At 29.6% G+C, this 3,729-nt stretch carries 5 protein-coding genes; all 5 read left to right on the top strand.

Going from position 1 to position 3,729, the window contains the following annotated elements; genetic code table 11:
* Window positions 1–146 precede the first annotated feature (146 nt).
* The 5 genes from Q4Q16_RS09230 to Q4Q16_RS09210 all read left to right on the top strand — a co-directional run bounded on the left by Q4Q16_RS09230 (window position 147) and on the right by Q4Q16_RS09210 (window position 3,448).
* The gene (locus Q4Q16_RS09230; protein ID WP_303347436.1) at window positions 147–1,082 is read left to right on the top strand and encodes a site-specific DNA-methyltransferase; all 936 of its coding nucleotides are present in this window, start codon (window positions 147–149) and stop codon (window positions 1,080–1,082) included.
* A gap of 6 nt (window positions 1,083–1,088) precedes the next feature.
* Window positions 1,089–1,919: an EcoRI family type II restriction endonuclease gene (locus tag Q4Q16_RS09225; RefSeq protein WP_303347435.1), complete on the top strand. Its 831-nt coding sequence runs from the start codon at window positions 1,089–1,091 to the stop codon at window positions 1,917–1,919.
* Between the two features lie 792 nt (window positions 1,920–2,711).
* Window positions 2,712–2,903, top strand: coding sequence for a hypothetical protein (locus Q4Q16_RS09220; RefSeq protein WP_303347434.1), 192 nt, complete (start codon window positions 2,712–2,714; stop codon window positions 2,901–2,903).
* Window positions 2,896–3,279, top strand: a complete 384-nt coding sequence (locus tag Q4Q16_RS09215) for a hypothetical protein (protein ID WP_303347433.1) — start codon at window positions 2,896–2,898, stop codon at window positions 3,277–3,279. Before Q4Q16_RS09220 ends, Q4Q16_RS09215 begins: the two co-directional genes overlap by 8 nt.
* Before the next feature lie 10 nt (window positions 3,280–3,289).
* Entirely contained in the window at window positions 3,290–3,448 is a 159-nt protein-coding gene (locus tag Q4Q16_RS09210) for a hypothetical protein (protein WP_303347432.1), read from the top strand.
* Window positions 3,449–3,729 lie beyond the last annotated feature (281 nt).

The following is a 3,729-nucleotide window of genomic DNA, read 5'->3' as shown; positions in this document are numbered from 1 at the left end:
TATTGGAATTTAAACAATGAAAAAGAAAAAAATCACACAAGTTTTTGAAAGAGCCTAAAAATTAATAAGAGTATAATTTATTAATGCAAAAGAATAAAGTTAATATAAGTATTTATAGGAAATAATGATAAAAAAAAGGTAAAAATATGGCTATTCATAACAAATCACATCACAATCATGCACTCATGTCATTGAATAAAATGCATAAAGATAAAACGCTTAAACAAAAAACAGCTGCTGACTTTGAGAGGCCTGAAAAATCTATGATTTCACTAAGCATAATGGATTGCTGTGAATTTCTTAAAAAAATTCCTGACGGGTCCATTCAACTTATCTGTATCGACCCCCCATATAATCTTGAACTTGAAGAATGGGATATTTATGATAACTATATTGAATGGGCTGCCAAGTGGTTAGATGAAGCGTATAGAGTATTAGCTGATTCTGGAAGTCTGGTTATTTTCGGTGGACTGCAATTTAGAGATGTTAAATCAGGAGACCTCGTCAGTATAATTCAACATGTTAGACATAACACAAAATTCAAACTCATCAATACAATTATCTGGTACTACAAGAATGGTATGTCAGCACGCAGGTTTTTTGCAAATAGGCATGAAGAAGTAATCTGGTTGGTGAAAACCAACAACTATTATTTCGATTTAGATTCAGTAAGAGTTCCTTATTCAGAGGAACAGCTGAAACTTGCGTTAAAAGATAAAAGACTTAATCCTGAAAACACACGTAAAGGGAAAAATCCAACTAATGTTTGGGAAATAGGTAGGTTAAACGGAAACAGCAAAGAACGTGTTGGTCACCCAACACAAAAACCAGTTGAAATTATTGAACGATTTGTAAAGGCACTTTCCTATCCAGGTTCTATCGTTCTTGATTTTTTTGCAGGAAGTGGAACCGTTGGAAGAGTTTGCATCACAGAAGGAAGACATTGCATTATGTGTGACAGTGATTCTGCATCGATTGATTACTTCAACAAGCACATTGAGTTAATGGAAGGATTAGGACAAGATACATCATATATAGACGTTCAAAACATAGATGACTTTTTTAATATTGATGAGGAGTGATAGAATATGAAAAAAGGACAATCAAACAGATTAACAGCACAGCAAAAAGAAGGTCAAGGTCCACTAACTATTTTTCATAAAGCTGCACAAATACATGATAAAGATGTCGGAAAAATTTCTAAGTTAGTCATTGAACAGCTAGAGCTTGAATTTCCAATGCTAACATTTAGATATAGAAAAGACTTAATGAAAAAAGATATAAATGCTGCTTTAAAAAAAATTGATAATTATCTCGGACAAACTCTTTTTGTAGACAGCGCCAGTATCAAACCCGATGGCGGATTAATTGAAGTAAAAGACGATAATGGGAACTGGCGAGTAGTTTTAGTATCTGAAGCTAAACATCAAGGAAAAGATATTGAAAACATTAAGGCAGGAAAACTTGTTGGAAAGAATAACGACCAAGACCTGATGGTAGCAGGAAATGCAATTGAAAGAGCACATAAGAACGTGAATGAAATTGCTAATTATATGCTTGCAGAGCGCCATTTTCCATACATTCTGTTCATAGAAGGTTCTAATTTTTTAACCCAAGATGTAAAGGTTAAAAGGCCAGATGGTAGAGAGGTGATATTGAGATATAGTAATGGTGCTCTTAATCGACTTGATAGATTGACTGCTGCAAATTATGGTATGCCTATAAACACCAATTTATGCAAAAACAAATTTGTAAAATGTAATGGTGCAACAATTATGTTACAAGCTCCTTCAATTTATACAAAAGGTGAAGGAGGACATTGGAAAAACGAAGATATGTTTATGATTATGCTTGAAGTTGGACGAACCTCCCTAAAAATGCTAGGAACAGATTTGTTTGAACAAATTAGCAAAAGATAATGAAGATTTATTCTAAAAAAGAATTAAATATTCTTATTCTAATTTTTTTTAAAACATTATTGTAACTGCCAATTTATGAATTTTATGTAAATTGAAATAAGATATATGATAATTTATAAAATGAATAATTATATGAATCCATAATAGGAACTAAGTATTAAAATATCAGTTAATTTTTTATCACTAATAGGACTGATCCAGTTCCATAAAAGTTCCTATATGTAACAGGTCCCGACTGATCCAGTTCCATAAAAGTTCCTATAAAGTCGATGTGAAAGAAAAAATATTGCTCCTTTTGCTTAAAAAATTCAAAAACGATAAATTCCCAAAAAATACCTTCCACCAGATTAAAAATAATTTCAATTAAACACAAGTTAATAACACCAACTTATACAATACTATTCCAACTGTCTAAGTAGGACATTATACATATGAGAAATGAAACATGCGATTTGGCATATCTGTATGTCTGAAAAACGACCCTTTTATTTTCAAAATAAAGCAATATCCTTCCTTATTTTCAGGACAATTCGACAACCCAAAAACCATAAATTTATTCAGGAACTCATGCAGGAAATTATCACCAACAACTCCAGACCATCACGATAAAAATAATATCCTCACCATCTGAAGAAGTAATGAAAGAATGAAAGTCTGAAAATAAGCACTCAGAAACGAAACAACACAGAGGTTACATGAACTTGATTTATCAATTTCAATTCTCCTAAAGTGTCCTACAACAATAATAAAAAATTTCCTTCTTTAAATAGATTAGACACCTTATGTATATTCATGATTAGTACACCGACCAAATATAATTATAAATTTACTATCAGAACTTCCGATGAAATGGAAGATATGATAACATATATTGAAAGTAAAACGTTGTTGAATAAAACAGCCATAATTAGATATGCACTTGCTGAATTATACAAAGCTGAAAAAATAAAAGAAGAACAAATGAATGGTGATAATAATGATTAATGAATTAAAAGAGCATAAAGTAAAAATTGAAGAACAAATAGAAATTTGGAAAAAATTCTATACCTCGAATAATACTTATTTTAATGTACTATTACCAAAAGAAGTACCCTTTTTAGAAGAAGTAAAAATACACTCTATCACACAAAACACACTTGAAAAGGTCAAAAAAGATTTAACTTACTATAAATATGTTTTAGATATCTATAAAAACAATGACTTTATTATTAATCAAAAAACAAATAAAGATGACTATTTTTATGAAAGTGAAATGATTTATGATATCTATTGCAGTCAAGAGTTAATAGATAGACTTCAAAAAATATGTGATTATTTAGAAAACGAAATAACAAAATTTGAAAAGACCCACCATGTATAAGAAAAACCATATGATTTCATGCAGATTAGATGATGAAGATTGGAGATTATTAAACGAACTCCATTATCTACTTTTTGAAGAAACATTATCCCAAACAATTAGGATAATAATTAGGGAAAGAAGAGCTTTGGAAAGCAAGAAAGCACCAAAAAATAAACAAAAACAATGACCATTTACACCATTTTTAAATTGTAAGACAAAACATTTATATACAATTAAATAAACTCTTAAAATGCTTATTTATCATATAAAAACATTTTTAATTGTTTTTTAACTACAATCTTTAAATAACTTCATAAATAGATAACTGGAATGAAAATTAATCCAGTAATGGATAAAAGGAGAGTGATTATGCTATAAACTAATTCCCATATTAGGGTGTCCGCCAAAATTAATTTTTTGATTTTGTGCTGAAAAATTTTTGACTTATTTTTTCTTATTTTTCATTAA

It is taken from the genome of Methanobrevibacter sp. (assembly GCF_030539875.1).
Taxonomy (GTDB): Archaea; Methanobacteriota; Methanobacteria; order Methanobacteriales; family Methanobacteriaceae; genus Methanocatella.
This window is presented reverse-complemented; position numbering and strand designations above follow the sequence as displayed.

What these genes read in the sequence shown, in the direction of transcription:
- Q4Q16_RS09210 (WP_303347432.1), top strand. Translation starts at nt 3,290, where the DNA reads ATGATTTCATGCAGATTAGATGATGAAGATTGGAGATTATTAAACGAA.
- Q4Q16_RS09215 (WP_303347433.1), top strand. Translation starts at nt 2,896, where the DNA reads ATGATTAATGAATTAAAAGAGCATAAAGTAAAAATTGAAGAACAAATA.
- Q4Q16_RS09220 (WP_303347434.1), top strand. Translation starts at nt 2,712, where the DNA reads ATGATTAGTACACCGACCAAATATAATTATAAATTTACTATCAGAACT.
- Q4Q16_RS09230 (WP_303347436.1), top strand. Translation starts at nt 147, where the DNA reads ATGGCTATTCATAACAAATCACATCACAATCATGCACTCATGTCATTG.
- Q4Q16_RS09225 (WP_303347435.1), top strand. Translation starts at nt 1,089, where the DNA reads ATGAAAAAAGGACAATCAAACAGATTAACAGCACAGCAAAAAGAAGGT.